The organism is Bacteroidota bacterium, from assembly GCA_036522515.1.
Taxonomy (GTDB): Bacteria; Bacteroidota; Ignavibacteria; order UBA10030; family SZUA-254; genus VBOC01.
Map to the genome: position 1 here is coordinate 76,500 of DATDFQ010000061.1, position 25,081 is coordinate 101,580.

The 25,081-nt window shown below is 60.4% G+C and carries 30 protein-coding genes and 1 other RNA gene; 15 read left to right on the plus strand and 16 right to left on the minus strand.

Going from position 1 to position 25,081, the window contains the following annotated elements; all coding sequences use genetic code 11:
• Positions 1-13 precede the first annotated feature (13 nt).
• The 13 genes from VI215_13395 to VI215_13455 form a co-directional block, all read right to left on the minus strand.
• Positions 14-643: a DNA-3-methyladenine glycosylase gene (locus tag VI215_13395; GenBank protein ID HEY6193312.1), complete on the minus strand. Its 630-nt coding sequence runs from the start codon at positions 641-643 to the stop codon at positions 14-16.
• 21 nt (positions 644-664) lie between these two features.
• The gene (locus VI215_13400; protein ID HEY6193313.1) at positions 665-2,329 is read right to left on the minus strand and encodes an acetaldehyde dehydrogenase (acetylating); all 1,665 of its coding nucleotides are present in this window, start codon (positions 2,327-2,329) and stop codon (positions 665-667) included.
• A 30-nt stretch (positions 2,330-2,359) separates the two neighbouring features.
• On the minus strand, positions 2,360-2,803 hold the full coding sequence (locus VI215_13405) for a PPC domain-containing DNA-binding protein (GenBank protein HEY6193314.1): 444 nt from the start codon (positions 2,801-2,803) through the stop codon (positions 2,360-2,362).
• 150 nt (positions 2,804-2,953) lie between these two features.
• Positions 2,954-4,009 carry a Holliday junction branch migration DNA helicase RuvB gene (gene ruvB / locus VI215_13410; protein ID HEY6193315.1) on the minus strand — a complete coding sequence of 352 codons (1,056 nt, stop codon included), beginning with the start codon at positions 4,007-4,009 and terminating at the stop codon, positions 2,954-2,956.
• Positions 4,010-4,086: 77 nt separating this feature from the next.
• Entirely contained in the window at positions 4,087-4,689 is a 603-nt protein-coding gene (ruvA, locus tag VI215_13415) for a Holliday junction branch migration protein RuvA (GenBank protein ID HEY6193316.1), read from the minus strand.
• A complete protein-coding gene (ruvC, locus tag VI215_13420; protein HEY6193317.1) occupies positions 4,686-5,246 on the minus strand; it encodes a crossover junction endodeoxyribonuclease RuvC in 561 nt (186 codons plus the stop codon). Before ruvC ends, ruvA begins: the two co-directional genes overlap by 4 nt.
• 9 nt (positions 5,247-5,255) lie before the next feature.
• On the minus strand, positions 5,256-6,005 hold the full coding sequence (locus VI215_13425) for a YebC/PmpR family DNA-binding transcriptional regulator (protein ID HEY6193318.1): 750 nt from the start codon (positions 6,003-6,005) through the stop codon (positions 5,256-5,258).
• Between the two features lie 2 nt (positions 6,006-6,007).
• Complete coding sequence (gene recJ / locus VI215_13430) at positions 6,008-7,756, minus strand: single-stranded-DNA-specific exonuclease RecJ (GenBank protein ID HEY6193319.1); 1,749 nt, start codon at positions 7,754-7,756, stop codon at positions 6,008-6,010.
• Positions 7,757-7,852: 96 nt separating this feature from the next.
• An RNA gene (gene rnpB, locus VI215_13435) (RNase P RNA component class A) lies at positions 7,853-8,416 on the minus strand.
• A gap of 75 nt (positions 8,417-8,491) precedes the next feature.
• Positions 8,492-8,908 (minus strand): ribonuclease HI family protein, encoded by a 417-nt coding sequence (locus VI215_13440; GenBank protein ID HEY6193320.1) that lies wholly within the window; start codon positions 8,906-8,908, stop codon positions 8,492-8,494.
• The gene (locus tag VI215_13445; GenBank protein HEY6193321.1) at positions 8,905-9,636 is read right to left on the minus strand and encodes a C4-type zinc ribbon domain-containing protein; all 732 of its coding nucleotides are present in this window, start codon (positions 9,634-9,636) and stop codon (positions 8,905-8,907) included. Before VI215_13445 ends, VI215_13440 begins: the two co-directional genes overlap by 4 nt.
• An 11-nt stretch (positions 9,637-9,647) precedes the next feature.
• On the minus strand, positions 9,648-10,781 hold the full coding sequence (locus VI215_13450; GenBank protein ID HEY6193322.1) for a Nif3-like dinuclear metal center hexameric protein: 1,134 nt from the start codon (positions 10,779-10,781) through the stop codon (positions 9,648-9,650).
• Between the two features lie 194 nt (positions 10,782-10,975).
• Positions 10,976-11,641, minus strand: a complete 666-nt coding sequence (locus VI215_13455; protein HEY6193323.1) for a response regulator — start codon at positions 11,639-11,641, stop codon at positions 10,976-10,978.
• A gap of 146 nt (positions 11,642-11,787) precedes the next feature.
• Here VI215_13455 and VI215_13460 point away from each other — a divergent pair, with 146 nt between their 5' ends.
• From VI215_13460 to VI215_13530, 15 genes are all read left to right on the plus strand, one after another.
• Entirely contained in the window at positions 11,788-13,770 is a 1,983-nt protein-coding gene (locus VI215_13460) for a sensor domain-containing diguanylate cyclase (protein HEY6193324.1), read from the plus strand.
• Positions 13,771-13,803: 33 nt separating this feature from the next.
• Positions 13,804-13,998, plus strand: a complete 195-nt coding sequence (locus VI215_13465; GenBank protein ID HEY6193325.1) for a hypothetical protein — start codon at positions 13,804-13,806, stop codon at positions 13,996-13,998.
• 208 nt (positions 13,999-14,206) lie between these two features.
• A complete protein-coding gene (locus VI215_13470; protein ID HEY6193326.1) occupies positions 14,207-14,476 on the plus strand; it encodes a EutN/CcmL family microcompartment protein in 270 nt (89 codons plus the stop codon).
• Positions 14,477-14,570: 94 nt separating this feature from the next.
• The gene (locus VI215_13475; GenBank protein ID HEY6193327.1) at positions 14,571-14,840 is read left to right on the plus strand and encodes a EutN/CcmL family microcompartment protein; all 270 of its coding nucleotides are present in this window, start codon (positions 14,571-14,573) and stop codon (positions 14,838-14,840) included.
• A gap of 107 nt (positions 14,841-14,947) precedes the next feature.
• Positions 14,948-15,805, plus strand: a complete 858-nt coding sequence (locus VI215_13480; protein HEY6193328.1) for a sigma-70 family RNA polymerase sigma factor — start codon at positions 14,948-14,950, stop codon at positions 15,803-15,805.
• A 67-nt stretch (positions 15,806-15,872) separates the two neighbouring features.
• Positions 15,873-16,475, plus strand: a complete 603-nt coding sequence (locus tag VI215_13485) for an NlpC/P60 family protein (protein HEY6193329.1) — start codon at positions 15,873-15,875, stop codon at positions 16,473-16,475.
• Positions 16,476-16,537: 62 nt separating this feature from the next.
• The gene (def, locus tag VI215_13490) at positions 16,538-17,095 is read left to right on the plus strand and encodes a peptide deformylase (GenBank protein ID HEY6193330.1); all 558 of its coding nucleotides are present in this window, start codon (positions 16,538-16,540) and stop codon (positions 17,093-17,095) included.
• Between the two features lie 33 nt (positions 17,096-17,128).
• Complete coding sequence (fmt, locus tag VI215_13495) at positions 17,129-18,052, plus strand: methionyl-tRNA formyltransferase (GenBank protein HEY6193331.1); 924 nt, start codon at positions 17,129-17,131, stop codon at positions 18,050-18,052.
• Entirely contained in the window at positions 18,049-18,687 is a 639-nt protein-coding gene (locus VI215_13500; protein HEY6193332.1) for a rhodanese-like domain-containing protein, read from the plus strand. The genes fmt and VI215_13500 overlap by 4 nt, the downstream gene beginning before the upstream one ends.
• A gap of 5 nt (positions 18,688-18,692) precedes the next feature.
• Complete coding sequence (locus VI215_13505; protein HEY6193333.1) at positions 18,693-19,178, plus strand: MauE/DoxX family redox-associated membrane protein; 486 nt, start codon at positions 18,693-18,695, stop codon at positions 19,176-19,178.
• 137 nt (positions 19,179-19,315) lie between these two features.
• Positions 19,316-19,795: a hypothetical protein gene (locus tag VI215_13510; protein ID HEY6193334.1), complete on the plus strand. Its 480-nt coding sequence runs from the start codon at positions 19,316-19,318 to the stop codon at positions 19,793-19,795.
• A complete protein-coding gene (locus VI215_13515) occupies positions 19,788-20,600 on the plus strand; it encodes an AAA family ATPase (GenBank protein HEY6193335.1) in 813 nt (270 codons plus the stop codon). Before VI215_13510 ends, VI215_13515 begins: the two co-directional genes overlap by 8 nt.
• Positions 20,587-21,501, plus strand: a complete 915-nt coding sequence (locus tag VI215_13520) for a ParB/RepB/Spo0J family partition protein (GenBank protein HEY6193336.1) — start codon at positions 20,587-20,589, stop codon at positions 21,499-21,501. Before VI215_13515 ends, VI215_13520 begins: the two co-directional genes overlap by 14 nt.
• Positions 21,502-21,509: 8 nt before the next feature.
• A complete protein-coding gene (locus tag VI215_13525) occupies positions 21,510-21,908 on the plus strand; it encodes a RidA family protein (protein HEY6193337.1) in 399 nt (132 codons plus the stop codon).
• Positions 21,909-21,914: 6 nt separating this feature from the next.
• Positions 21,915-22,532 (plus strand): DUF5683 domain-containing protein, encoded by a 618-nt coding sequence (locus VI215_13530; protein ID HEY6193338.1) that lies wholly within the window; start codon positions 21,915-21,917, stop codon positions 22,530-22,532.
• Here VI215_13530 and mgrA read toward each other — a convergent pair whose 3' ends face one another.
• From mgrA to VI215_13545, 3 genes are read right to left on the minus strand one after another with little or no spacing between them, the layout of a single operon-like run.
• Positions 22,533-23,528 (minus strand): L-glyceraldehyde 3-phosphate reductase, encoded by a 996-nt coding sequence (gene mgrA / locus VI215_13535; protein ID HEY6193339.1) that lies wholly within the window; start codon positions 23,526-23,528, stop codon positions 22,533-22,535. It abuts the gene before it with no gap.
• Positions 23,529-23,556: 28 nt separating this feature from the next.
• A complete protein-coding gene (locus VI215_13540; GenBank protein ID HEY6193340.1) occupies positions 23,557-24,507 on the minus strand; it encodes an NAD-dependent epimerase/dehydratase family protein in 951 nt (316 codons plus the stop codon).
• Positions 24,504-25,067 (minus strand): type II CAAX endopeptidase family protein, encoded by a 564-nt coding sequence (locus VI215_13545; protein ID HEY6193341.1) that lies wholly within the window; start codon positions 25,065-25,067, stop codon positions 24,504-24,506. Before VI215_13545 ends, VI215_13540 begins: the two co-directional genes overlap by 4 nt.
• Positions 25,068-25,081: the final 14 nt, after the last annotated feature.

A 25,081-nucleotide genomic window follows, 5' to 3' on the forward strand; every position in this document is an offset into this window, starting at 1 on the left:
CTCTCTCCGGGGCTCAGTTGGGCCTTTTTGAGACGAACGGATTTCCGCGGATGTAGAACCTCCACCTTTTTTCAACTCCGCGTGTGATGCCGATCCGGGGACTTGATGCAAGGGCGGAGTCCGGGACACGCTCGCCGCGGGTGATGAACAGCTCGTTTCCCAACAGGTCGGCTCCGTCGTGCTCTCTCGCTATCCCGAACGCCTCGCAGAGTTTCGCCGGGCCGTTCGTCAGCTGGATCAGATTCTTCAGGGCGTGATCCGGAGGCGGGATTTTCATTCCCCTGTTTGCCGCCATGTATTCGATCCCCCCGACCGGTTCCACGGCGCGCAAAAGCACCGCTCTTCCCCGGCCCTCGTTCCCGGTCACGACGTTGCAACAGAAGTGCATTCCGTAGGTGAAGTAGACGTAGAGATGGCCCCCGGACAAGAACATCGCCTCGTTTCTCTCCGTCGGGCCGCGGTAGGCATGGCTTGCGGGGTCAAGCTCCCCGAGGTAGGCTTCGACCTCGACGATCTTTCCAACGAGTAGTTTGCGGCCGGTCCGGCGGACAAAATACCTGCCGGGGAGGTCCCTTGCGACGGTGAGGGTGGAACGGAGGTAGAACGACCGGGGGAGCTTCGTACTCTTTGTGGGCAGGGGGATTCCGGAAAAAACCCGGCTCGGTTATCGCTTCGAGAATTCCTTGATGATCCGGTCGGCGTCGTCCTCGGAAATGCCGGTGCCGAGCGGCCCCGCTTTCGGTTCGGGGTTCGGTGCCGTTTCCTTGTGCGATTGAGCGGGGACGTTTCCGGCTTTGAGGCGGATCCGCTCGTCGATCTCATCGATCCAGGACTTCACAGGCGCGGCTTTCGGGACAACCGTCGGGGCGTTGTGGCTGATCGCCGGCTTGAACGCCGCTTTCTCGTGCGGAACGGCCGGGGTCTCCCGCTTTGCCGGCGCGGGCTGCGCCGGAGCAAGATCGCCGTCGGGCGGATTGATCGGGCGGGTTTCGAAGGCAAGCCGCTTGACGTTGAACATGTGTTTCGCCGAGACGTTATCCGAGATGATCGATCCGCCGAACGTTCCCGGTCCCAGCGTCATCGAGGGAGAAAGCTCGTTCGTGTACCCGACGGCCCCCAGAGCGCCCTGGGTGTTGACGAGAATCCGGAAGGCCGGCTTCTCGAGCGCGAATTTCATGATGATATCCTCGTCCATCGAGTGGATCACGAGCGTGTGCCCGATCCCGCCGAACTCGAGGAGCTCGATGCAGCGCTCGCACCCTTCCCGCCAGTTTTCGACCGTGTAAAACGAAAGGACGGGCGAGAGTTTTTCGCGCGAAAGCGGATACTCCCTCCCGACGCCGCTCATTTCGGCGACAAGAATCTGCGTGTCCGCCGGCACGCTGATCCCCGCCTTCTGGGCGATGAACGTCGCCGGTTTTCCCACCATGTCGGGATTGATCGCGCCACGCTGGTCGAACATCAGCCGGCTCAACTTCTCCTTGTCGTCTCCCTCCACGAAATGGCATTTCCGCTTCTTGAACTCATCGACCACCGCATTCTTGACTGGGGAATCGACGATCACGGAAGCTTCCGTCGAGCAGAGGACCCCGAGGTCGAATATCTTACCCGAGCAGATGTCCGCGACCGCTTTCCGGATGTTTGCGCTCTTTTCGATGTATGCCGGCACGTTTCCCGAGCCGACTCCATAGGCCGGTTTTCCGGAGCTGTACGCGGACCTGACCATCGGATTGCTTCCCGTGGCGAGAATGAGGGAGACGAGTTTGTGCTTCATCAGTTCGTTCGTCGCCTCGATCGTCGGCATGGAAAGGCAGGCGATGAGGCCCTGGGGAGCGCCGGCCGCCTCCGCCGCCTGCGCGATCACGTGCACCGCCTCAACCGTTGACTTGGCCGCGCGGGGATGGGGGCTGCAAACGACCGCATTCCGTCCCTTCACCGATATGATCGACTTGAACATGGCCGTCGAGGTGGGATTCGTGGACGGGATCAGCGCGCAGACCACGCCCATCGGCTCCGCGATCTCGATGATTTTCTTTTCCCGGTCCTCACGGATGACGCCGACAGAGCGGAGGTCCTTGATCGACTCCCATACCCGGCGGGTGGCAAACTCGTTCTTTTTCCTCTTGTCCTCGGGTTTACCGAACCCGGTCTCCTCGTGCGCCATTCTTCCGAGCCTCTCCGCGGCATCATAGCCCGCGTCCGCCATCGCCTTCACGATGCGGTCGACTCTCGCCTGGTCGTACGCCCGGAATTCGAGCTGCGCCTGCTTGGCTTTCTGCACGAGGTCGCGCATCTCCTGTATCGATTGCAGATCTTTGTCGAGTGCCATAGGTTGATCCCGCTATTCAGTCATGTAGGATTAGTGGTTCTCCAGAAGGTATCCGCCTGTCCAGAGGTGCAGGCCCGTGCGCTCGTCGTGCGCCCGCGCAAGTTCCTCGCCTTCGAGCTCTTCGATGGAGACTTCGCAGGCGAAGAGGCGCGTGCCGGGGAGGAGGTGGCCTCCGACCGTCTTCCCCTGAGGGTCGCCGAGAAGGATATGGACGTGGACGAAGGGCGCCCCGTCGCGCATGCTGACGTTACCGGTCAGGCTGAGGATCTCCATTCCGCCCGGGAATTCCAGCGGATTGTACTTTTTGGTGTTCTGATCGTAGAAGGCAACGACCGCGTGCGTCGTCGCACCGATCGCCTGCACACGCCCCAGGGTGATATTCTCCCTCCGGACGATCTGAGTGAGCCCTTCGTAGAGGTCGGATCCGTAGGGAAGTTGGCCGAGGAAGATCCGTTTGGTGCGGTAGCCGCTCATCACTTGGGCATTCTTACAATCACTGTCATCCTGAGCACATTCGCTTCGCTCAGTGTAAACTCCGCGAAGGATCTTCTTTCCTGTCGGTCGAGATCCTTCGGTCGCTCCGCTCCCTCAGGATGACAAACTGGTGTGAGAGTCGGCATCCCGCTAATTGGTAAAGTTCAAACCTTCCTGGCCCGGAAGCGACTTGGTACGGCGCAGTTTGAAATGGGTGTACGCGAGCTCCGTCGCTTCGCGTCCGCGCGGGGTTCTTTTCAGGAAACCCTCCTGGATCAGGTAGGGCTCATAGACCTCTTCGATCGTCCCGGCCTCTTCTCCCACAGCGACCGCGAGCGTGCTCACGCCCACCGGCCCGCCGTTGTACTTCTCGACGAGCGCAAGGAGGATCCGCTTGTCCATCTCGTCGAGGCCGTGGTCGTCGACTTCCAGCATGCGAAGCGAGTACTCCGCAACGCCGAGGGTGATGACGTGCCCGTATTGCTTGAGATTCGACTCGGCCTGCGCAAAATCCCTGCACCGTTTCAGGAGCCGGTTCGCGATCCTGGGTGTGCCGCGGGAACGGCGGGCGACCTCGGAGCACCCGGCTCCGTCGATCTTCACCTGGAGAAGCCGCGCGGAGCGGTGGATCACCGACTCAAGGTCCCCCGCGAGGTAGTAGTCGAGGCGGTTGCTCACGCCGAAACGCGAGCGGAGGGGGGCGGAGAGAAGTCCCGCCCTCGTCGTGGCCCCGACCAGCGTAAAATGCGGAAGTTTCAGCTGAACGCTCCGGGCGTTCGGGCCGCTGTCGATCACGATGTCGATCTTGAAATCCTCCATCGCCGAGTAGAGATACTCCTCGACAAGAGGGTTGAGGCGGTGGATTTCGTCTATGAACAGCACGTCTCCGGCGCTCAGGTTGGTGAGGACGCCGGCAAGGTTATACGGTTTGTCGAGCGCGGGGCCCGATGTCGCCTTGATCTGGGCGCCCATCTCGTTAGCGATGATGTAGGCCAGGGTGGTTTTTCCCAATCCGGGGGGGCCCGTCAGGAGAACGTGGTCGAGGCTCTCGCCGCGCTTCTTCGCGGCGGCGATGAAGACCTTGAGGTTATCGACGATTTTCTTCTGGCCGACGAAGTCGGTGAACTCGAGCGGGCGGAGGGAGTGGTCGAACTCGACCTCGTTCTCGAGCCGCTCGGGGGTGGTCGGATCCTGTCGCTTGGTCATGTGATGGTGAATTTACAGAGATTGGGGAAGAATAGCAATCAAATTGACGCACGCGACCTGAAGGTCCCGGCTACCCGTCACTTTCCGGCGTGGTGGAGGGCAAGCTTGATGAGCTCTTCAACGGTGAACTCCTGATGGTTCGCTTCCCGTATGACGGTCTGGATCGCCTTCTCGGCGTTCGGGCGCGAATATCCGAGGGACATCAGCGCGACGAGGGCTTCGGAGCGGATTCTGAGCTGCCCGCTCGTGGGGACGGCGCCCGCTTCGGCGGCGTCGGCTCTGCCGAGCTTGCTCCGCAACTCGAGGATGATCCGTTCGGCGGTCTTGGTGCCGACCCCGGAGATGGAGGTGAGGGCCGCCAGGTTGCCCGATGCGATGGCGTTCCTGAGTTGGGCGGGACTGAGGCCCGACAATATTCCCTGCGCCATCTTGGGGCCGATGCCCGAGACCGAGATCAAGAGCCTGAAGAGCTCGCGTTCGGCGTCGGTTGCGAATCCGAAGAGTTGCAGGATGTCCTCGCGGACGTGCAGGTGGGTCAGGATTGTCACGGAGCCCTCGGATTGCGCGACGCTCTCAAACGTGGAGAGCGAGACGTTCAGCAGGTAACCGACGCCGTTCACGTCGATGACCAGTTCTGTGGGAGATTTGCGGACCAGCCTCCCTGTGAGCTGCGCGATCATCGTGCCTGCGAGCGGGGGGCGGGGAGAACCTTATCGGGATGGGCGGCGAGGTAACTTTTCCAGCTTCCGGACGTTGTGCGGGGAGCAGCGTGGCGGCGGTGCAGATGGCACATGGCGACCGCCAGGGCGTCGGTGATGTCGTGTTGAAGGGGGGACTTCTTCAGGTTGAGAAGCACCGTCACCATGTACTGGACCTGCTCTTTGGAAGCGGTGCCATTCCCGACGATCGCTCGTTTCACCTCGCGCGGAGAGTACTCCTGCGTCGGGATCTCTCTTGAAACAGCTGCGAGCATCGCGACGCCCCGCGCGTGGCCCAGTTTGAGAGCCGACTGCGCGTTCTTCCCGTAGAAGGCGGTCTCGATCGCGAATTCGTCCGGATGGTGGGTCTCGATCACTTCGCTCAGGATGTCGAAGATCCGCTTGAGGCGCAGCGGCATGGAAGCGCGTCCGTCGTTTTTGATGCAGCCGGATGCGAGAACGTTCATGCTGCCGTTCCGGTCCTCGATGAGGCCGTATCCGGTCGCCAGCGTGCCGGGATCGACGCCGAGGACGATCATCGCCCCTCCTCAGGCGTTGAAGGAGGCGAGGACCTTCTCGTCGATATCAAAATTCGCATAGACATGTTGAACGTCGTCGTGATCCTCCAGGGCATCCATGAGCTTCAGCATCTGCTCGGCGTCTTTTCCGGCGACCTTCACCGTATTTTCGGGGAGAAGCTGGATCTCGGCGACCTCCATCTTGATCTGTTTCGCTTCCAGCGTCTGCCTCACCGTCTCCAGCATTTCCGGAGCCGAGGTGATCTCGAACACTTCGTCGTCGGCCTTCATGTCCTCGGCGCCCGCGTCGAGAATGATATTCACGAGCGTGTCCTCGTCGGAGGCGTTCTTGGCGACATGGATGATCCCCTTCCGGTGGAACATCCATGCGACGGAATTGGACGCGCCGAGTTTCCCGTTGTTGCGCTCGAGCAGGTGCCGGATTTCGGAGACGGTCCGGTTCTTGTTGTCCGTCACCGATTCGATGATCAGGGCCACGCCGCCGGGGCCGTAGCCTTCGTAGGTGATTTCCTCGTAGACGACGCCGGGGAGCTCACCCGTTCCCTTCTGGATCGCCCGCTTGATATTGTCGGCGGGCATGTTTGAGGCCTTCGCTTTCTCGATCGCGAGGCGGAGCCTCGGGTTCCCTTTCGGGTCGCCCCCGCCCATGCGTGCCGCGATGATGATTTCCTTGATGATCTGCGTGAAGGCCTTGCCGCGCTTCGCGTCGGTGACGGCTTTCTTCCGCTTGATGGTCGCCCATTTGGAATGTCCGGACATGGTCAGTTTTCCTCTTTATGTTGCCTGAGATCCTTCAGTTTCAATTGCGGGAACACTTCGGCGCTTCCCGAACCCGAGTTCGAGCCGGGAGCGAGCCACTCGTGCTCGTCGACGGAGAAGACCAGGTCGAGCGCCCGGCCGTCGCCACGGACGTCGTCCATCATGGAGCCAAGCCCGAATCCGATCGTGTCGAGGACATGCCCCTCCTGCCGTACTTTGAATCGCAGATGATTCTTCCCGACGATCCGCGGAGTGCCGATCACTTCGACTTTCCGTGCGAGGAAGATGGGGCGCATGTTCCCGGGGCCGTAGGGGGCAAATTCCTTCAGGATGCGGAGGAACCTCGGAGTCAGCTCCTTCAACGCCATCTCGCTGTCGATCTTGAGCTCGGGAGTCTTGACGTCCTCCGACATCAGTTCGTCCACGGCGATGTTAAACGCCTTCCGGAATTCGTCCACCCTGTCGAGCTCGACCGCAAGGCCGGCCGCATATTTGTGCCCGCCGAACTGGATCAGCTTGTCCTCGACCCTCTTCAGCGCCTGGTGGATGTCGAACCCGACGATGCTCCGCGCGGAACCGCGAGCGACGCCGTCGATCGTTGTCATCATGATGGTCGGGCGGTAGTATTTTTCCACGAGCCGGGATGCCACGATGCCGATCACGCCGGGGTGCCAGTCCTCATGGTGGAGCACGATCGCGGGGTCGGTCTCGATGTCGAGCAGCGAGTCGACGAGCTCCTGCGCCTTGATGAACGTGTCCTCGTCGATCCGGCGGCGGTTCCGGTTTTCTTCCTCGAACACCTGGGCGAGCATCACCGCCGACTCATTATCCTCCCGGGTGAGCAGTTCCACGGCCCGGGAGGCGTCTCCCATCCTGCCCACGGCGTTGATCCGGGGCGCGAGGACGAAGACGATCTGCCCGGTGGTGATCTTCCCGTGCTGCGTGCCGGAACTGTCGATGAGCGCGCGCAGCCCGGGCCGGGGGGAGGCGTTGATCCGTTCCAGCCCGATCTTCGTGAGGATCCTGTTCTCGCCGACGAGCGGTACGATATCCGCGGTGGTGGCCATCGCCGCAAGGTCGACGTACTCGTAGACGCTCTCGTCCTGGTTGAGGCGCCGGGCGATCCCCTGCAGGAGCTTGAAACCGACGCCGCACCCGCAGAGGTACTTGAAGGGATAACGGCAGTTCGGCTTCAGGGGGTCGAGCACCGCCGCGGCGTCCGGAATCGCTTCGGCGGGTTCGTGGTGGTCGCAGATGATGACGTCGATCCCCTTGGAGCGCGCATACTCGACCTGCTGGATCGCGGTGATCCCGCAATCGACGGCGACGATGAGCGTGACCCCGAACTCCTTTCCGCGGTCGATCCCCGCGGCCGATATCCCGTATCCTTCGTTGATGCGGCTCGGGATGTGGAACATCGTCTCGAGCCCGAGCTTCCTGAAATAGAGGTAGAGCATTGCGGCGCTGTTGGTGCCGTCCACGTCGTAATCGCCGAAGACAAGCACCTTCTCCTTCTTCTCGACCGCCCGAATCACGCGCGTGACGGCCTCCTCCATATTGTCCATCAGGTAGGGGTCATGCAGGTCGGTCAGTTTTGGGCGGAAGAACTCGCGCGCCTTTTCGTAGGTGTTGATGCCCCGGTTGATCAGGACCCGGGCGAGGATTTCGGAGATGTTGATTTCCTTCGCCAGAGTCCCGGCGAGGCCGGATTCCGGCGCGGATGCGATGGTCCAGCGATATTCTCTTTTCATGAAACGAACAACCCCTTCTTAACGATGGCGAGCGGGCGGGAGTCCCTCCCGGGTTCCGCTCCGGGGCTCCGTCCGGGAGGCCCGTGCCGGAAGAAAAAGTACCGCGCGTCTGTAAGCCGAATTCTGTGTCCGGTCCCGGTGAAGGGCCCGGATCGCAATCATTTATCTGGTTCCGTCCTTGCGGGCGGATTCTAGCGACCTACCCGTCCTGCAGCCGCGCCGGCGAACCGGCACGGGAATGAGCGGACAACTCATCGCCCGGGCCCGCCCCGAAGGGCGGGTTGCCGGGCAGACAGGACTTACATGGTCTTGCTCCGAGCAGGGTTTGTCGGCCCGCAACATCGCTGTTGCGGCGGTGAGCTCTTACCTTTCCAGGCAGCTCTTGCGAGCGGCCTGAAATCCCGGCGGAGTATGAACCCCCCGGCGGGACGCCTTTTCACCCTTATCCCGCCCGGGATCGCCGGACACCGGCCGGCTTTTTCAAGAACAGCCGGGGAGAGGCGAAACTCTCGGGCGGGACGGTATGTTTTCTGTGACACTCTCCGTTACCTCCGGCTTTCGCCGGCGGCACCCCCGCTTTCGCGGGGTGCTCTGTCCTGTGGAGTTCGGACTTTCCTTCCCGCCGGTTTGAGCCGGCGGAACGATTGCGCGACGCGCAGTAGCGGTGCGTTCCTTCCGTATCTGTGGAGGTGATGATGTACCGGCCGCCGCAATGAAACGGGGCCGGGTGGTGAATTAAACTTCGAGCGCCTGCCTGCTGTCGATTCCCGCGTTCGCCAGGAGGTCGGCGTCGCGGTTTCGCTCCCGTTCGACGTGGACGATCTCGAACGCGAACGGGGCGGAGGAGAGAAGCATTTTGGCTTCCATAAAATGGCGCTGCAGATTCTTGTCCCTCACCCGGTACTCGCCGCGCATCTGGCGAACCATGAGCTCGCTGTCGGAATGGACGATGAGCTTGCCCGGGCGGAGCGCGATTGCTTTTTTCAGGCAGGCGAGAAGCGCCCGGTATTCGGCGACATTATTCGTGGTCCTGCCGATGTACCCGGAACCCGAGTAGACGACGGCTCCCTGTTCGTCCCTCAGGATCACCCCGATGCCGCTCTCGCCGGGGTTGCCGCGCGAGGCGCCGTCGGTGTGTGCGATCAGCGTCATGTGAGGCTGAGACTCATCTCGACGATGTGGTCCGAGACGAGTATGCGGCCGCAATGCTCACACTGAAACAGTTTGGAGTTCTGGCGGATCTCCAGGATCTTTTGCGGCGGGACGCGGTTGTAGCAACCGCCGCAGGCGCCCCGTTTGACCGCGACGACCGCCTGGCCGCCTTTCGCTTTCTTGATCCTTTCGTACCGCTCGACGTCCTCGTCTTCGACGCGCGCGAGGATCTTCTCGCGCTCGTGCTGCAGCTTCAGCTCTTCCTTCTCGTGCTCCTTGTTGACCTCGCGGAGTTCCTTCTGTTTCTCGGTAAGCTCGGCGTTCACTTCCTCGAACTGGGCCGTGGCCGTTTCCAGATCCGATTTGAACAGTTGCATCCGTCCTTCGAGGAACTCCATTTCCTTCTCGAGCTTCACGGCCTTGGCTTCAGCCGCCTCGATTTCTTTCGTCAGCGCGTCGTATTGCTTGTTCGACTTGACGTGGAGCTGCTGCCCTTTGTATTTCTCGACTTTCTCGGCGCAGTCGATGATCCCGACGTCCGCGCTGTCGCGGTCGATTTTCGCCTGCTTCATCCCGTCGGAGAGGGCCTTGACTTTCGCCTTCGCCTCGGCGGCCCTTGCCTGGAGGTCGGCCACGATCCCGGGCAAATCCCCCTTGAGATCGAGGACTTCCTGGAGCTGTGAATCCACGTTTTGAAGAGCGTACAGGTACTTCAGTTGTTTCTCCACAGTAGGTTCCTTCATGACATGTGATACTGGACGAAATTTTTCATTCGACTTGATGGATACACTTTTACGCCTTTCCGCGGCCCGCCGAGATGTTGTTGTAGATGCTCGACGATCCGCGCGACGACGGGTTGCTCGGTTTCGTAATGGCCCGCGTCGACGAGCGCGAGGCGGTTGTCGCACTCCTGGAACAGATGATACGAACAATCCGAGGTGACGAACGCGTCGGCGCCCCGCTGGATCGCGGCCGCGAGGAGGTCCGAGCCGCTCCCGCCGCAGACCGCGACGCGACGGACCGTCTGCCGGGGCCTGCCCGAGTACCGGACGCACGCCACGCGCAAGCTCCGCTCCACGTGCCTCAGAAAAGCCGGGAGCGGCATCGTCCGCCGCAACGTGCCGATGGCGCCCGCGCCGTACGATTCGCCCTTGTTCGCCAGGTGGTACAGGTCGTACGCGACCTCTTCGTACGGGTGGGCGGCCCGCAGCGCTCTCACCACTTCCTCCGCGCGCCAGCGGGGAAGGACCATTTCCAACCGCACCTCATCGACCTTCTCGAGCCGGTTCACGCCGCCGGTGAACGGTTTCGCTCCGGTCCTCGCCTTGAACGTCCCCGTGCCTTCCGCGCGGAACGAGCAATCGTCGTAGTCGCCGATCGTCCCCGCGCCGGCACCTGCCATCGCCGAGGCGACCGCCTCCAGATGCGCCTTCGGGACGAACGTCACGATTTTCATGAGCACGCTCTGATCCTTCCGGAGGAATTCAAGGCCGTGCAACCCCAGCCTGCGGGCGAGCGCGAAACTGACCCCGTCTTGCGCGAAGTCCAGGTTGGTGTGGGCCGAGTAGAGGGCGATGCCGCTCCGGGCGAGCATATGAACGAGTCTTCCCACCCGGTCCTCCGGCGTCAGGGACCTGACCGGATGGAACAGGAGGGGATGATGGGTTATGACCAAATCTATCTTCTTCGACCGGGCTTCGAGGAGGACCTCGTCGGTGACGTCGAGCGCCACCAGGATCCTGCGCACCCGCCGTTTCATCGACCCGACCTGAAGGCCGACATTATCGCGATCCCAGGCGATCTCTTTCGGCGCCCAGGATTCCAGGACGTCGTGGACGTCGCGAACGATCATCCGGTCCGCGCGCAAGGGCAAAAAAAATGTCCCGTTTTTTGGCGGGACAATCTAGGCGGCATGTTCACAGTCTGTCGTCATTCGTGGGCTTTCAGTGACGTGGGAAGTTTTTGTTTCTCTCGCTGAATGCCGTTTTGGAGGACGACCGTCGTCGCGGGATGTATTGTGAACCGAAATTCATTGACGCAATAATATAGGAAATCTCCTTCAAAAAATCAAGCGTTGGAGCGGTCTTCCGGGGAGCCGATGTTCATATCCCGGAGCGTGATGATCTGTTTTTCGAGAAGCAGGATGCTCGAGTTGAGCTCCTCGAGGAGTTTCTTATCCTTGGGAGCGACCGCAGCGCGTGCGAGGATGTCGGCGCTGATCTTGATCGCGGCGAGCGGATTGTTGAATTCATGGCACATCGTGACGACCAGCTCCCGGATCGCTTCGGCCCGCTTCTCCGCGATCATCGATTCGTGCTCGGCGACCTGGATCCGCCTTTTGATCCGGACCCGGTCGACGACGTTCGTGATCGTACGCGGGAGCACGGTATCGACCGCCTCTTCCTTCAGAATGTACTCCTCCACGCCGTATTTCATCGCTTCGATGGCGATCCGGAACTCTTTGCTGGAAGTAAGCAAAATGATGGGAATGGGATTAGCGCTCTCGGAGATCCGGCGGCTGATTTCAAGCCCGTTGCCGTCCCGGAGGTAATAATCCATCAGAATGACGTCGATATTCGGGTTTTTGGCGAGGGCCGCGTCCACGCCTTCCCCGTTCTCGGCGATGGAGATCTCAAACTTTGTTCCCTGGAAGGCGCGGAGGTTGTGCTGCAGGAGCCCGGCGTACTCGGCGTCGTCGTCTACGATCAAAACGTTGATGCTATTCTTCTCCATCGGGGGTCTTTGTTGCCACCATTATACTGTTTATCCAAAACAATTGCAAGATACGCGCTCTGAAATTGACTTTCTGAGCTTAATTGATTAGATTTAAACGCTTTGGCGCGATCAATGGATCTAACGAGTGAGAACTAATGATTTCGATGGCCAAAAACCGGATTCACGATTTCGTCGTTCGGCTCAATTCGAGCGACGCTTTGCTTCTCGGAGTGGGCGTAGCCGCCATTGTGGTCGGCGTCCTCGTGGACGTCTTTATCGTCCGGCTGCTCTGCCTGTTCGTCGTAATCGGCTCGGCGATTCTCCTCTATGCCCTCCTGCGCGTGCGGCAGATGAACATGCACTTGGAGACGGCGGGCGTCAAATCACCATTTCATTCACAATCTGCGAGTGAAGGAATGAAGAAACTTGTCTTCGACGATTTGAGACAATCCGGCCAGACCTACCTGGTGGAGGAGGTTCAGGCGGAGCATTCCGGGGGCGGATCCTCGGATATCGCGCCGGAAGCTCCCGGGAGCAATCCGCCGCACGTCACCCCGTTCCAGGGGTACGCCGCGGAAGCGCAGGAACCCCCTTCGGCAGCGCGCGAATTTCAAATCTCGGACTTTTTCGATTTTGATTCGGATATTTACCGCGGGGACCCCGAGCCGCGCACCGAGTTCAATTTTCTGCTGCACAAGGTTCTTACGGTGATCAAGGAAGTTCTCTTCGCCCACTCGGCTGTGTTCTTCTGGGCCAACCGGGAGAAGGGGCAGATGGTGATGGAGGCCAGGGTAAGCGACGGCTCGAATTTTATCAGCTCGCGAAGGTTCACGATGGGCCACGACCTCACGAGCAAGGTCGCGGAGAGCGGCAAGCCGGAGCTCGTCACCGAGGTGAACCCCCGGTCCGAACTCGAGCTGCTCCCGTATTACGATACGCCCGAATCGATCAAGTCGTTCGTCGGCGTGCCCGTCTATTTTTCGCGCAAGATGAAAGAGCACTCCGTCGAGCGCCCCGTCGGGGTCATCGCGGTCGACAGCAAGGCCTCCGACGAGTTCGGAGAGGAAACGCTTGCCCTGCTCGGACAGTTCACGAAGCTGGTTTCGGCGCTGATCAAGAGCTACACCGACAAGTACGATCTCCTGCTCGACTCCGAGTTGCTCCGCTCGATCCGCCGGATGCAGGAACGGATACGCAAGAGTTTCTCGCTCAATATCATCGTCCAGGCCCTCTCCGACGAGACTTCGAAACTCGTGAGCTGGGACTCGCTTTCGGTGGTCTTGTACGACGAGCGGAAGCACGCCTGGATCGCCAGGAAGGTGACGAACCGGTCCCTGGAAGGAAGCATCATGCTGGAGCAGGCGATCGATTTCCCCGACAGCATCGTGGGCCAGACCATCAGGAACAACGCCCATGCGGTCGTCGACGATCTCGAGAATTCGACCTCCCCGCGGTATTTTCAGGGCGAGAAGGCGGCGAGGAACGGCTCGTTTATCTCGGTTCCGATCAGCTCCGTCAACAAGTGCTACGGCGCGCTCAATGTCGAAAGCAAGGATAAGTATAATTTTTCCCGGCAGGACATCGAGATGCTCTACCGTCTCGCCGAAAATGCCGCGTTCGCCCTGGAGATTCTCTATCTCCAGGAAGCGATCAACGAGTATGTCATCATCGATCCGCTGACGGGTGTGTACTCCAAGAAATTTTTCCTTCAACGCCTGGAGGAGGAGCTCCACCGGGCGGACGACCATGCGATGGAGCTGTCGTTCCTCTTCCTCTCGCTCGACAGGACCGGCGAGATCGGCGACCGGTTCGACCAGGAGGGGACGGACCGCGTGATCGCCACGCTCGCGCAGGCGATCCGGGCGAGCATCCGGCCCTACGACATCGCGGGACGTTACGCCGCGGACCGGTTCGGCATCGTCCTGGCGAATACCGCATCGAGCGACGCGTATCTCTGGGCGGAGAAAATCCGGAAGAGCATCGCCGGGCACGTCATCAACTCGGACGGCAAGAGCTTTTCGGTCACGGTGAGCATCGGAGTATGCGGAGCCCTCGAAGAAATGAAAAAGGAAGAGTTGCTCGGAAACACCGCCGCCGTGCTGAACAAGGCGACGGAGTCGGGCGGCAACGCGGTGCGAATTTTTTAATCAATAGAACGGTTCAACAGGAGAAGAAAATCAATGGCAAAGCAGCAATCGTTTGCAGATAAAGTGGCCAAAGCCGCTGCCCAGGGGGGAAAGAAATGCCCGAAGTGCGGAGCGATCAGGGTGCCCATCCTCTATGTCAAGTCGGAACCTTCGAAGCACGGAAGCGTCCGGTTCAGCCACAGGCGGGTGCAGATGTGTACCTGCAATGAGAAGGAACTCTACGCCTGATCTCCGGCTGCCGCACGTTGGCACTCACCGTAGCGAAGCGGATCATTCAAACAAGTCTGGCGGGGTCCGGTAGTTCGCGGAGATGACACGAGTCATGCCGCGATCCCCAGGCAGTTGTCCCCATTCTCAATCGGCGTCACGCCCGGCCTGTCCGGCTGGTAACCAACGAATGCCTCAAACCGTATATACCATCAAAGAGGGCCTCTGAATGTTTCTCGGTAAGGTTGTCGGAACGGTCTGGGCTACGAGAAAAGACGAAGAACTCGTCGGCCTGAAATTCCAGATCGTGAAACACATCGGGTTGGATTACGCGTTGAAGGATACCTTCGTCGTCGCAGTCGATACAGTGCAGGCGGGAACGGGCGACGTCGTGCTCGTCTGCAGCGGCAGCTCGGCCCGTCAAACGGCTCAAACGAAGAACAAGCCGGTCGACGCGGTGATCATGGCGGTCGTCGATAAACTCGACATCCCCGACTGACCCGAAGGGTCATCCCGACATGCTTCAGGCCGGGATCTTTCTTTTGCTCGTCATCCCGACATGTTTCAGGTCGGGATCTTTCTGAAAGGGTAGCATGTTCTTCGCGAAAGTAATCGGCACCGTCTGGGCGACCCGGAAGGACGAGAATCTGAAGAGCTTCAAGCTCCAGTTCATCCAGCCGGTGACCGCCCGCCTTGAGAAGGTGGGAGACCCGATTGTCGCGGTGGATACGGTCGGAGCAGGCGTGGGGGAGACCGTGTTTTACATTACGGCCCGCGAGGCGACGATCCCGCTCCCCGTCGAGATGGCCCCGGTCGATGCGAGCATTCTCGGCATTGTCGACCGGATTGACGTCCAGAAGTAGCAGGCAGGCGGCGATCCGGCGGCGGAGTCCATCCGGAATCCGCCGAACTTTTTTCGCCCGTTCAGGGGTTCCACTATCGGGGGAGATATTCATCATCAGGAAGGTGCATGGCGAAGGTAAATAAGCAGTATACCAGCAGGGAGAGCCAGTCCCTCGACAAGTACCTTCAGGAAATCGGGAGGGTCGAGCTCCTCGAAGCAGAAGAGGAAATCGATCTCGCCCGCCGGATCAAGAAGGGCGACCAGAAGGCGCTGGAGAAGCTGACCAAGGCGAACCTGCGGTTTGTCGTCAGCGTCGCCAAGCAGTACCAGAACCAGGGCCTTTCTCTCGGCGATCTGATCAACGAAGGCAACCTCGGGTTGATCAAGGCCGCCAAGCGGTTCGACGAGACGCGCGGATTCAAGTTCATCTCCTATGCGGTGTGGTGGATCAGGCAGTCGATCCTCCAGGCGCTCGCGGAGCAATCGCGCATCGTCCGGCTTCCGCTCAACCGGGTCGGCGCGCTGAATAAGATCGGGAAGGCGTTCAGCACCCTCGAGCAGGAGTTCGAGCGCGAGCCGAGCGCCAGTGAGCTCGCCGAAGAGCTCGACATGTCGCTCTTCGAAGTGGCCGACACGCTCAAGATCTCCGGCCGCCACCTCTCGATGGACGCGCCGTTCGCGCAGGGAGAGGACAACCGGCTCCTCGACGTGATCCAGGACGAGCGGACCCCGTTGCCCGACCACGCGCTGATCAAGGAGTCGCTCAGCAAAGAGGTCGAGCGCGCGCTCGGGACGCTGACGGAGCGCGAAGCGGAGGTGATCCGCCTCTACTTCGGTCTCGGCCGCGAGCACTCGTTGACGCTCGAAGAGATCGGCGAGAAATTTCAACTCACGCGCGAGCGCGTGCGGCAGATCAAGGAGAAAGCCATCCGGCGGCTCCGCCATGCTTCCCGAAGCAAACAGCTCAGGGCGTATCTTGGGTAAGGACGCGGGCCATTTCCTGTCTGGGATGGCCCTTGCGTTCCGGTGCGGCGGTCCGCCGATCCTTCCGTTGCGAACAATCGTTCTTCTCCTCCTTCTCGTCTCCTCCTTTCTCGTCGCGGGTTGTTCCGCCACCTCCCCCCGTTTTACGTCCGGCGGCTCCAACATTTCCGACGAAGAGTCTCATGCAAAGGGAAAGAGCAGGAGCCGGGGAGAGGACGCCGGGCGCCCGACCTCGGCCCCTTCGCGCGTGGCGGCGAGGGTCCAGCCACCTGCGGAGGCGCGGGAGAACAATCCCGGCATCGACCGCCACAAAGTCCTCGACGACATCATGGACAAAATGGGAATTCCGTACTCGGAAGGAGGGTCGGACAGCGAGGGGACCGACTGCTCGGGCTTCACGGCGGCCGTGTACCGCGAGGCGATCGGACGGGAAATCCCCCGGTCGTGCCGCGAGCAGTACGCTGCCGGCCAGCCGGTCGCCCGTGAAAAGCTGATGTTCGGGGATCTGGTGTTTTTCAATATCGAAGGGCGCCCCCTCTCACATGTCGGCATTTACGTCGGGGACGGGCTCTTCGCGCACGCGAGCGTGTCGCTCGGCATCACGGTCTCGCTCCTCGACGCGGAGTACTATGCGCGTAGCTACGCCGGCGCGCGCCGGGTCGTCCGCTGATCCGCCTGCCTTGTTTTTTGCCCCATCCGTTTTTATATTGAATCTGAAGCCCCCTAAAAAACATGCCCGTTCTCCCCATTTACACATATGGAACCCCCGTCCTCCGCAAAAAGGCGCATCCGGTCAAGGAACTGACCGATGGGACGATACGGCTCATTATGGACATGTTCGAGACGATGCATCATGCGAACGGGATCGGGCTTGCGGCGACCCAGGTCGGGGCCATGCAGCGCGTCATCGTGATCGACCTTTCCGACATGGAGGAGACCAGGGACCTGAAGCCGATCGTTCTCATCAACCCGGTGATCGTTTCCCAGGAAGGCCTCTGGACGATGGAAGAGGGGTGCCTGAGCATTCCCGATGTACGCGACGAGGTGGAGCGCTCCGAAAAGGTCAAGGTCCGGTTCAAGAATGCGGATTATCGCGACACGGAGCTCGAAGCGACGGGGCTTCTGGGAAGGGTCATTCTCCATGAAATCGACCATCTGAACGGCGTCCTGTTTCTCGATCATCTGCCTGCGGCAAAGAAAAAGCTTCACAACCCCCAGTTGCGCAAAATTCAGAAGGGGGAGTTCGAGGTTTCCTACCCGGTCGTCACGACTGCGGAGGTCGCGGTTTAATCCGTCGGTGAAGACCGATTCAACCAGGAGCACATGCGCATCGTCTTCATGGGAACTCCCGAATTTGCCGTTCCCAGCCTTCATACTCTCCTCGAACACGGGTACACCATCGCGGGGGTTGTGACGGCTCCCGATAAACCTGCCGGAAGGGGCCTTCAGCTCTCGGAATCGGCCGTGAAGGCGGCCGCCGTCAAGCGCGGACTGAAGGTGTTGCAGCCGGAGAAGTTGAAGGACCCGGCCTTTGCCGCCGCTCTGAAAACACTGGACGCCGATCTGTTTGTGGTGGTGGCCTTTCGCATTCTCCCGCCCGAAGTGTTCCTCATTCCGAAGCGGGGCGCGTTCAATCTCCACGCGTCGCTCCTCCCGAAGTACCGGGGAGCGGCTCCGATCAACTGGGCGATCATCAAGGGGGAGCGCGAAACGGGAGTGACGACATTCTTCCTGGAAGAAACCGTCGATACCGGAACGGTCATCCTGCAGGCGCGCCTGCCGATCCGCGACGAGGAGACCGCCGGCGAGCTGCACGACCGTCTCTCGGAGGTGGGAGCGGAGATTGTCCTGCACACGGTGCGGCTGATCGAATCCGGAAAGGCGGTGCCGAAGCCGCAGGACGCGACTCTCGCTTCCCCGGCTCCCAAAATCCAGAAGGAGCATTGCCGGATCGATTGGTCGAAGAGCGCGGCGGAGGTGCATAACCTTGTCCGCGGACTTTCGCCGAAACCGTCGGCGTTCACCTATCACAACGAGGCGCTTTTGAAAATATTCAGGACGACGGTCGCCGGGGGAGTGCAGGCCAAAGCGCCCGGGGAGATACTCGATATTGGCGGGCATCTCGTCGTCTCGGCGGGGGAGGGCGCGGTCGAGGTCACTGAACTCCAGCAGGAAGGGAAAAAGAAAATGCCGGCGGGAGAATTCCTCCGGGGGTACCGGATAGCTGCCGGGGAAAAGTTCTCGTGAAGCCCGCATCGCTCCGCAGCCAGGTCTCGCAGGTCGTCCTCCTTGCGGCGATCCTCGCGTTCGCTTACAATTCGTTCTCGATCAAACGCATTCCGCTGGTGCGCCAGGAGGTCGTGAAGGTCGCGGTCTCCGATTCGGAGCTCTTCCACGGCCGGAAAAGCCCGGTCACGGATACCGGAAAGGCCCGCCCGGACACTCCCCGCGTCAAGGTCATTGCCCCGCTCCACGATAGCGCGCTCGCTCACGAGGATACGGCGGGGGCGTTCCCCCCGGTGGAGGAAAAGAAGGACTTTTACAGGATCATCTCGCTCTCGCAACTCAACCGGCTCCTTGCGGAGGGACATTACCTCCTGATCGATGCCCGCGACACGGCCGCATACAGGAAAGGGCACATCAAGGGGGCCCGGAACATGTTCGGACTCGCAACGGACCAGTTTTTCCCCGAGCTGGCCCCGATGGCGCGGGATACCCTCACTCTTATCTATTGTAATAACCCCGACTGCCACCTGGGCCGCATGGTCGGCGATTTCATGCACGCAATCGGGTTCACAAACCTCTATCTGTATGACGACGGGTGGGACGGCTGGGAGAAGGCCGGAATGCCAATCGATTCAAGCCTGGTGGGGGGGCCCTGACGCACATGATGAACCTCCTCTCGAACAAGTACCTTCTCCTCGCGGCCCGCTGCATTCTCGGGATCGTGTTCGTCTTTGCGGCCATCGAGAAGATCGCGGCGCCCGAGGCGTTCGCGATTTCCGTCGAGGCGTACCGTATTCTCCCCCTGCCGGCCATTAATATCTTCGCGCTGCTCGTTCCCTGGCTCGAATTGTTGTGCGGGCTCTTTCTGATGGCGGGGCACCATCTCCGGGGAAGCTCGCTCGTCGCGAGTATCCTGCTCGCCGGATTCACGCTGGCAATCCTCTCCGCGATGGCCCGGGGACTGACCATCGATTGCGGTTGTTTCGGGGCGGCCTATCAGACGCCCGTCACCTGGACGCGCGTGCTCGAGGATCTTGGACTCGTCATCCTGGGAGGGTACGTATTTCTCGTTTCGTCGCGTCCCGCCAGGCCGGCCGGGGGCGGCGATTCCGCTGTCGAACCCGCCGGACCGGCGCCCGCGCCGTGACCAAATTGTCATCCTGAGGGAGCGAAGCGACCGAAGGATCTCGCTCTTGCCGTTGCTTTAACCACAAAAAAATTCTATATTGGCAGTCGAAACTCCCTGACGGCTCATCACACTTCAAACTGGGATCACAGCACCGCTTGAACTTCGTACTCTGGGTCTGCCGAAGCATGCACATCATCAGCATCGTGATCTGGCTCGGCGGCCTGATGTTTCAAAGCGCAGTTCTTCAGCCGATCCTCCAGGCAGATTCCGGTTTCTCAGGCTCCCTCAATAAAAAAGTGAGCCGCCGGTTCGTCGGATTCATCTGGATGAGCGTCTGGACGATGCTGGTGACGGGAGTGATCATGATGCTTCTCAGCCCGCGGTTCATCTGGTTTCAATACCAGGACCGCTGGTCGGCCATTCTCGGGCTCAAACAACTGTTGTTCGTCCTCATGGTTTTTTACTCGATCGGGTACGCCAGGATGCTGAAGTATCTCGAATCCCCATCCTCGAACGGGGGCTTCAATGAAAAAGCCGAGTTGTACCGCCACCGCGTCGACCAGTTCCGGCGGATCAATATCGTCCTCGGAATCATCGCCATGTTCCTCGGTGCCGCACTGAGCGTCTATGCATAAGGTTGTCACGATCGCAAATCAGAAGGGGGGAGTGGGTAAGACCACGACGGCGATCAATCTTGCCGCCGGAGTCGCGGTAGCCGAGTTTCCGACCCTCCTCATCGACAGCGATCCCCAGGCGAATTCCACGAGCGGGCTCGGGATCGAGCCCCGGGAAGACCGGAAGAACGTGTACGACGCGCTGATCGGCGAGACCGATCCCCACGAGATCGTCCTCAAGACCGACATGCCGTACCTCTCGCTCCTGCCGTCGAGCATCAACTTGGTGGGAGCGGAGCTCGAACTCGTCGACGTGGAGCGGAGGGAACATATGATGGCCGCCCTTGTCGCGAAGCTGCGGAGCGAGTATGAATACATCTTCATCGATTGCCCCCCGTCGCTCGGGCTCCTGACGTTGAACGGCCTCGTGGCGGCGGATTCGGTCCTCGTGCCGGTGCAGTGTGAATACTTCGCCCTCGAAGGACTGGGATCGTTGCTCGACACGATCGCGATGGTCAAGAACGACCTCAACCCCCGTCTGGAGATCGAAGGGGTGCTGATGACGATGTTCGACAGCCGCCTCCGGCTCTCGAACCAGATCATCGAGGAAGTCAGGAAACACTTCGGCGAGAAAATGTTCAAGACGATGATTACGCGCAACGTGCGGTTGAGCGAAGCGCCGAGCTTCGGGAAGCCCGTGTTGCTCTACGAAGCGGTCTCCTCGGGAGCCAGGAACTACATGCAGCTCGCAAGGGAATTCCTCGACCGGCAGCAGGCTCCCGCCCACCACGATCATATTATTCCGGAGAGTTATGTCCAAGGCTAAACATGGATTGGGGAAGGGCCTCTCCGCCCTGATACGCAGCGTACCACCGGAAACCCGCCCCGAGCCCGCGCCCGTCCGGATTCCCGAACGGAACATCCCCGAAGGGACGATCACCCATCTCGAGATCGCGAAGATCCGGCCGAATCCGTTTCAGCCGCGCGCGGATTTCGACCAGCAGGCTCTCGACGAGCTCAAGGAATCGATCCGGGAGAAGGGGATCATCCAGGCGGTCACCGTCCGGCGAGCGGAAGACGGGATGTACGAGCTGATCTCGGGCGAGCGGCGGATCCGCGCGTCGACGGAGATCGGACTCGAGTCGATACCCGCCTATGTCATCGAGGTCAGGGACCGGGCGGAAATGCTCGAGCTTGCCCTGATCGAGAACCTGCAGCGCGAGCATCTGAACCCGATTGAAATCGCGATTTCCTACCAGCGTTTGATGCACGACGTGGGGCTCTCCGCCGAAGATGTCGCGAAAAAGGTGAGCAAGGACCGGACGACCGTCGTGAATTTCCTCCGCCTCTTGAAGCTCCCCGAAAAGATCCAGGAGACGCTGAGGAAGGGGCTCCTGACGATGGGGCATGCGAGGGCTCTCGTCGCGATTCCGGACGAGAAAACCCAGCTACGGTTCTTCGACCGGATCATGAAGCAGGATTTGAACGTGCGGCAGGTGGAAAAACTTGTCCGCGAGTTCGCGAAAGCGCACGACCGCAAGACCGTTCCCCTTCCAAAAGGGCCCGGCACGGCGGTCGACAGCATCGCGGAACGCATTCAGCAGATTCTTGCAACCAGGGTCCGCGTGAACGTCCACGACGGCGGACGCGGGGAAATCGTCGTCGAGTTCTATTCGAGCGACGACCTCGGCCGTTTGTTCGACCTCATCGCCTCCATCGAGCACTAACCAACTCCATGCCCATTACCGTAGTTCTCACGAACGACGCGCCGGCACCGATCGGCCCCTATAACCAGGCGATCGCCGCCTCAGGCACGTTTCTTTATACTGCCGGGCAAATTCCGATCGATCCCAAGACGAAGATGGTGGTCAACGGGGACATCAAGGCGCAGACGCGGCAGGCACTCGAGAATATCAAGGCCATCCTCTCCGGGGGCGGGTCCTCTATGGAACGCGTCGTGAAAACAACCGTGTTCCTCAAGAATATGGACGACTTCTCCGGGATGAACGAGGTCTATGGGGAATTTTTCAAGGTCAATCCTCCCGCCAGATCGACTGTCGAAGTTGCACGCCTTCCCAGGGATGTGAAAGTGGAGATTGAAGCGATCGCTCTCCTGGAAGACGGTCGGCGCTAGACCCAGGTGGCGCCTCTCATTGTCATCCTGAGGGAGCGTAGCGACCGAAGGATCTCCTCAGCCCTCCTTGTAATTCTCCAACTAGTAGTATCAGCTGCCTTCTGTTCCGCTCGTCCCATCGGTCCCCCTCTGCCGTCCGACACCACCGCCTCCCAATCGAAACGTCCCTCCGATTCTCTTGTCGTTTCCGCGAAACGCTCGGACACATCCTTCGTCCGCCCGTCCAAGTCACCCTGGCTCGCCGTCGGCTTTTCGGCTGCGGTCCCGGGTCTCGGCCAGATCTATAATAGAAGCTACTGGAAGGCACCGATAGTCTGGTGTATCGGAGGGTATTGGGTCTACGAGTGGATCCATCTGAACAACAGCTACAAGGACTATCAGGAGAAGTACAAGCAGAGCGTCACGCCCCTCCAACCGGGCGGCAACCCTTTATACCTCCTGAACCGGGATTTTTACAGGGATCAGAGGGACAAGTTTGCTTGGTACCTCGGCGCCCTCTACCTTCTGAACCTCGTCGACGCGTACGTCGACGCCAGCCTTTACGATTTCGACGTGGGACCGGACCTGACCGCAGACGGAAGGGTTGTTCCCCGGTTCAGGGCCTCGATACACGTGGGGTTTTGACTACCCCTTCAACACTCCCTCGATCGCTGCTAATTCCTCCGGGGTAAAATCGAGCCGTTTCAGCGCGGCGACGTTCTCCTCGATCTGTTCAACCCTGCTTGCCCCGATCACGACCGAGGTCATGATGTCGTGCCGGAGGACCCACGCAAGGCTCATCTGCGCGAGCGATTGCCCTCGCTTTTTCGCAATCCCGTTAAGCGTTCGAAGAGTGTCCACTCTCTGAGCGCTGATCGACTCGCGCCTGAGGGAAGAGTCCTTCTGCGCCGCCCGGGAATTCTCCGGAATGCCGTCCAAATACTTGTCGGTGAGAAGCCCCTGGGCGAGAGGGGAGAAGGAGATGCAGCCGATCCCTTCACTCCGCAACACATCGAGCAGCCCGCCTTCCACCGATCTGTTGAGCATGTTATAGACCGGCTGGTGGATCAGGCACGGGGTCCCAAGCCGCCGGAGAATCTTCGACGCCTCGAGGGTCTGTTCCGCGCTCAGGGATGAAACGCCGGCATAGAGCGCCTTGCCTGCCCGGACCGCGTGATCGAGAGCGGACATCGATTCCTCGAGCGGGGTTTCGGGATCGGGGCGGTGGAGATAGAAGATATCGACGTATTCCAGTCCCATTCGCTTCAAGCTCTGGTCGAGGCTCGACAACAAATACTTCCGCGAGCCCCATTCCCCGTAAGGGCCCGGCCACATCCGGTAGCCTGCCTTCGTCGCAACGATCAGCTCGTCGCGGTAGGACGCCAGATCTTCCCTCAGGATTTTTCCGAAGTTTACCTCGGCCGATCCCGGAGGCGGGCCGTAGTTATTCCCGAGGTCGAAGTGTGTGATGCCGAGATCGAACGCCCGCAGGATTCTTTCCCGCATGCTGCCGGGCGAGTCGGCCCCGCCGAAATTCTGCCAGAGCCCCAGCGAGACGGCCGGGAGTTTCAGGCCGCTTTTTCCGCAGCGGCGGTACTGCATCTCGTCGTATCGATTTTCCAACGGATGGTATTTTTTCATGTTGTTCCCTTGAGCAGTTGTTCTCTTGTTAATCGATCACGGCGATTCCCTCCCGGAATGTCGGGAAGGAGAGCGCCGGCAGAAGCTCTTTCTTCATCCGGGAAGTGTCGGCCACGACCGATGTCATCCCCATCGTAACGATATCCCGTGTCAGAGGTGCGGAGGTGCGAAATATCAGCGCTCCTGTTTGGCACCATGCGGCCGCCCAATAGAACACGAAGTCGGGCATCCTCGGTGGCTTCGGGTACCCCCAATGATCCGCCAGCCGGTCGAGGAAATCCTGCAGCACGACGGGCTCGTCGTCGCACACATTGTAGATTCCGGCAATCCCCTCAGCGCGGATGGCGATATCCAGGGCCTTTAGAAAATCCTGGATCGCGAGCAAGTGAAGCCAGGTGGGTGTTTTCCAGATTGCGAGCATGCGTTTTCTCAGGAGCGAGCGCGCCGCTTCGATGAGCTTGATGTTCTTTCCGTAGATCACGCCGGCTCTGAGGACGACCGCCTCCATCCGGGTTCCCATGCTCGCTTCGAAGAGATACTTCTCGGCGTCGAGCCGTGTCCGGGAATGGATCGCGTTCGGGGATGCGTTTAAGACGCCGCGGGCAGGAACGGCGGGAGTCGTCTCGCCCTCCACATGCGGAAAGCTGACGAGGATGATGCGTCGAACCGCTGTCCGGAGCGCGGCGTCCACCAGGTTTTTTACGTACAGGGTGTTTGTGACGGGGAGGAAGCGTTCCGGCCTCGGTTTAAACAGCACGCCCGCAAGATGGACGATGCAGTCGACCCCTTCGCAGGCCTTCATAAGAAATTCGCGATCGGCGAGGTTTCCTTTGAGCACGGTAACGTTCGGTGAGGAGAGAATCTCCGGCGCCGGCTCCTTCCGGTGAACGAGCAAGCGCAGGGCGTCGCCGGAGGGGATCAGATAACGCGTGAGCTGCGTGCCAAGGTTCCCGGCGGCTCCCGTGATGAGGATAATCATGCCGGCATCGGCTCTCTCCTTGTCAGAAATCGAAAGTAGAGGATGCCGCCGATATCGAAGAGGCCGTGCCCGATCATCGGGACTGCGAGGTCCCCTGAAAACTTGTATGCCAGCCCGAACAGCAATCCGTGCGCGAACGCCCAGTAGCTGACTACCCGGATCTCCCTTTTACCGACATGCGCGAGGCCGAAGAGGATGGTACTCGCGACGATTCCCCACTGTCCCTGTATGAATCCACGGAAAAACAACTCCTCACCGAACGCCGCCGTGATCCCGCCCAGGAGCGCCTGGAGAAGCGATATTCCCGAATATTCCTTTGCGAGCGATTTCGTAAGTTCTTCGGCATACCCCCGACCCCGGATCAGCGCGTACCCGTTCTGGACCGTGAACGTCCAGACCGTGACCACGGCTGCCGAGACGAGACCGAAGACGATCGAGTAGGAGGTGAGCGAAATCGTAACGGGCACGTGGAAGTACGAGATCCCGAAGAGTCCCGCGCCGCCGAGAAGAACTGTCACGCCGAGGTTGAGCCAGATGTACTTCTTGACGTAAAAAAGCATGTGCGTCGCTCCTT